Raw genomic sequence first — 3,894 nt, forward strand, 5'->3', positions numbered from 1 at the left:
CGTCAGCGGCGCTCGGGCTGGCTGCGCGTCTGCGCCACTTGTCTTTACATCTGGTGCAAAGCCGGAAAGAGCGTGACATAGCGCCCGCTTCATAAACTCTGCTTCGTCATCAGAGTCCGGCTCGTGGTCGAGCGTGAAGCACTGATTCCCGATTGAGAAGGCGAGCTTCGGCCCCATCATCCTGAACTCAATGCGGGTCGGGGTTGGCTTGGAGTCGATCTCTGCGATGATCCGCTGAAATTCCCTGGCGTAGTGCTTGGGTTGAAACATGCCGTCTTCGCTGCTGTAGTCGGCCACGTAGGACCGCAGCGCCATCACTGCCTTGTCTTCGCTCATGTCTGCTCCCCTTTCTGCGGCGCGTGAATGCCACCGATCTTTCTCCCAGTCGAATCCGCAAGCATGAACTGCATAACGCGGAGAATGCCTAGCGCTTGGCAGTCGTTGCCTTGCTCAAGCGATGCGACTGCCGCATTGACGCAATGCCAAGCATGCTCTGCCACAGAGAAGCCGCCAGCAGCAGCGCCAATCTCTAGCCCGCGAGCAATGCCTTTCTCTGTCCCAGAATGAAAGCCGTGTCCCCATTGACTGCTCATGTCTGCTCCCTCGCAATCCTGTACTCACACTCCACCGCAATGACGACGGGCGGGCTGATGAAGCGCGGCCCACCCTCCGTGGCACCCGGCTCGCGTCTGCGGCAGTCTGCGCAGCCTTCGCGCCAGTACCATCCGTCCGTCCCTTCAGCTTCGTAGCCGACGCCTTCGCATCTGGCAATGTCATGGGGTAGGGTCATGTCTGATCCTCGGGGATGGTGAAGAGTGGAGTGCATGTGCCGCCCATCCGACGCGCCTGTTCATCGGCTGGCATTTCGGATGCGTGGGCGTGTGCGTACTTGTGCTGCTCACCATCCCATATAACGAGATACCCAGCCGGCCCGGCCTCCCGCAGCTTGCGCAGGACTTCGCGCTCGATGGCTGCCGCAAAGTCTTTCGCGTAGAGCCACCGAGTGCGCAGCGGCTCGATTGCATCAGGCGGGCACGAGCGCAGGGCATCGCGCAGCTCTTCGTCAGTCAGGATCATTGCTGTGGCTCCTTCACTTCTGTGGCGCTCCTTGATCGGATGGCAGCGGCGCAGTCGTCGGTCCCCTCGCACCAGCCGCCAGTCCATTGCCCAGAAATGCGCTCTTTCAGTTCAAGCTCTTCACAAGCCTTCGCGCACGCCTCCCTCTCCCGCTCTACCGCATCTTTGACGATGGCGAGCCAGAGAGCATCGCGGGCGGCGAGTTGGTCGTCGTCATAAACCGGCGCGGCACCGTAGTCGGCAGGCTCGTCATGGGAGAACCCAAAGCCGGCGCTATATCCAATCACGCTTATTTCCCCCTCATGCCACACATAGCCAAACGGCTCCGGCATCGGCGGCGGTGTGATTTGCATGTCAATCTCCTTTAGGGGCTGCGGCAAGCGCATCACGCAGCGCAGCCAAGTGTCTGGACTTCACCTGAGACACCGCGCCGGACGGGATTTCCTTTGCTTTGCTGTCGGCGCTCAGAACCCCGCCCAGCTTGAAGTCGGCGTGCTCGACCAGTCGCGCAGCACATTCGCGCACCCGGTCTGCCGGCACTGCCTGCGCAGAGGCGCGGCCAGCCATCCAATCGAGGCATGCGGCCCAGCCAACGCGGTTGTCCTGAATGCGCAGGTTCTCGTAGCCATCGGTTCCGAGCCATCGCTTTGCGGCATCGGCGCCAGCTTCGCGGATCACCCACGCCTCAAACGCCTCGCGCTCATCCTCGCTTTCACGCTGCTTGTCGGCCTCGTGCGTTGCGACAGTCCACCGCGAGACGATGGGGAACTCGGCACGTTGAGCCGTCTTGACGTCGTTCAGTGCCGCCTTGTACCCAGCTTTGAATTGCTCGGTCCGCTGGGGGCTGGCTAGTTGGCGCTCGCAAGGCGCCCCGCACTTAGCCGGGTCTGGGAACTCGCAGATGCAGGGCATGGTCAGGGGCTCGGCCTGCTGGGTGCTGGCGAGGGCTGCACGCAGGATCACGCCTGCGTCGATGATCTGGCTGTTGCCATAGAGTGCCCAGTGGTCGGCCTCATCAACGCCGCATGCTTCGGCGGCGAGCTTGTTCATGGCCCGTGCTGCGGCAAGGATTTGCTCGTCAGTCGGCGCGGCTTTGTCTTGGGGGCTCATGCTTGTTCCTTTGTTGGGGGCCTCTGCGCCGTTCTTCGGCAGAGATGCGATAGCAAGTTCCATCTGTCCAACAGCTTGCCATCCAGACATATCAAGGGGCTTCGTCATGCCGCGTACTCCTGCTCGGCGCTCTCGCAAAAAAGCCCACAGGACGGCAGAGGTTCACCGCGATGAGCCTTCCCGGCTGGCAGTTCGCGCAGCGGGAAGCGCTTCCCCTTGAGCGGCCCAGATCTGTGACGCAGGATGTAGGCATCGTCTCCGTGAAGCGCGGCAACCTTCCCCTCGGCCTTGGCTAGACGCTCGAACTGTTCAGGGAAGTCCTCACGAATGGCGCGGAAGTACCCAAGCCCGCCCTTTACGCAGCCGATGCAGTTGGCGTTGTCGTAGCCAAGGCGATACATCACCGGGAGTTCAATACCTGCGCGCAAAACCATGGCTTTGCAGTCTTCCTTGGTCAAGCCGCGATCTATCAGCGGCGCAATGATCGGGCGGTCTGGCCAGTTCTCGCGCCAGTCGTCAAGTCGCCACTGTTCATCCGCCGTATAACCGAGCACAAGCACGTCGCCTGGCTGTTCAAATGTGCGCAGCAGTCCGCGCTTAATGCGCGTAGTGCATGCCGCGCCGTTTCGGCCTTTGATGTAGCCGACCGACTCAAAGACCTTGATGGCGCTCGCGTCATATTTGGTATCGCGCAATTTCACGATAGGCCGACCAAACCAGCGCTCGCAATCCACAGCAAAGCGCCGATTGTCTGGGTGCTCTTCCTCAATGAAAGCGTTCACGATTACCACGCGATCACCATACTCAGCAAGCGCAAGCTTTGTGGCAACCGCAGAAGCAGCGCCGCATGAGAATTGGGCCAAGATGCGGCTCATCCCTGCTGCCCCTTGTGCTTGGAGAGGATTTCATGCGCCTTTGCGGTCACGCCAGCGCAGTGGTCAATCCAACTCTTGTCATAGCCGCTTGCCCACAGTTCGTCGCTTGATGGCAAAGCGCTGATTAGGTCTTTGGCGATCAAAGCCAGCTCCGCATTCGCTGCGTGCAGGCGCCTGAGTTCTTCCCCCGCCGCTTCGATCTTTGAAATGCTCACTCCGATGGGCATGCTGATGAGGGCGTCTGCCAGATCAAGTGCCAGTGGCTTGCTCATTGCTGCCCCCTTGCTTTCAGCATGGCGTCGGCCACTTGGTAGGCGTGTTCAGCCAGTTCTTTCGTCTGGTAGTTTTCAGCGGCGGCAAGCATCCCTTGCATTGCCTTCGCGGCCATGTAATCGCGGATGCTCATCCCCGTCTCAATCACCGCCTCATGCGTGCCGACGACCGGGAAGGCCAGGCCGCCGTTATCTTGTTTGTTCATTGCTTCGCTCCTTGCTGCTGATCTCGCTGCTTGCGTTCTTGCTCCAGTGCCGCCCAATCAATGGGCCGGTCCTCTCTGGTTCTCCACCGCTCGTCTCGTTTCTGGCGGGCGGCGATTCGGGTTTGTGTCTTCATGCTTCCATCCCCGCAAACAAGTCCTGCGCCTGATTGCCCATAACGCCGGCCAGGTTCTTCGCGGCCTGGTCAAAGTAGCTCTTCTTCAACTCCGCCCCGACGAAGCGCCTGCCCATGCTCAAGGCGACATAACCCTCAGAGCCAATGCCGGTGAACGGAGACAAAACAATGTCGTCCTTGTTCGACCACAGCAGGATGCCGCGCTCGATAACTTCCAACT

The 3,894-nt window shown here is 60.5% G+C and carries 8 protein-coding genes; all 8 read right to left on the minus strand.

Annotation, left to right across the window (positions count from 1 at the left end):
• The coding region (locus ACIQ2X_RS16415; RefSeq protein ID WP_396180075.1) for a hypothetical protein at positions 1-336 on the minus strand (336 nt) is incomplete at its 3' end.
• A gap of 450 nt (positions 337-786) precedes the next feature.
• The gene (locus tag ACIQ2X_RS16420; protein ID WP_396180076.1) at positions 787-1,077 is read right to left on the minus strand and encodes a hypothetical protein; all 291 of its coding nucleotides are present in this window, start codon (positions 1,075-1,077) and stop codon (positions 787-789) included.
• Entirely contained in the window at positions 1,074-1,430 is a 357-nt protein-coding gene (locus tag ACIQ2X_RS16425) for a hypothetical protein (RefSeq protein ID WP_396180077.1), read from the minus strand. Before ACIQ2X_RS16425 ends, ACIQ2X_RS16420 begins: the two co-directional genes overlap by 4 nt.
• A gap of 1 nt (position 1,431) precedes the next feature.
• On the minus strand, positions 1,432-2,250 hold the full coding sequence (locus tag ACIQ2X_RS16430) for a hypothetical protein (protein WP_396180078.1): 819 nt from the start codon (positions 2,248-2,250) through the stop codon (positions 1,432-1,434).
• Positions 2,251-2,291: 41 nt separating this feature from the next.
• Positions 2,292-3,062: a hypothetical protein gene (locus ACIQ2X_RS16435; protein ID WP_396180080.1), complete on the minus strand. Its 771-nt coding sequence runs from the start codon at positions 3,060-3,062 to the stop codon at positions 2,292-2,294.
• A complete protein-coding gene (locus ACIQ2X_RS16440; protein WP_396180082.1) occupies positions 3,059-3,334 on the minus strand; it encodes a hypothetical protein in 276 nt (91 codons plus the stop codon). The genes ACIQ2X_RS16435 and ACIQ2X_RS16440 overlap by 4 nt, the downstream gene beginning before the upstream one ends.
• Entirely contained in the window at positions 3,331-3,540 is a 210-nt protein-coding gene (locus ACIQ2X_RS16445; RefSeq protein ID WP_396180083.1) for a hypothetical protein, read from the minus strand. Before ACIQ2X_RS16445 ends, ACIQ2X_RS16440 begins: the two co-directional genes overlap by 4 nt.
• 130 nt (positions 3,541-3,670) lie before the next feature.
• Positions 3,671-3,894 (minus strand): DNA methyltransferase (locus tag ACIQ2X_RS16450; protein ID WP_396180084.1); only part of this gene is annotated, 224 nt, incomplete at its 5' end.

Source organism: Flavobacterium sp., from assembly GCF_044368625.1.
Classification (GTDB): Bacteria; Bacteroidota; Bacteroidia; order Flavobacteriales; family Flavobacteriaceae; genus Flavobacterium.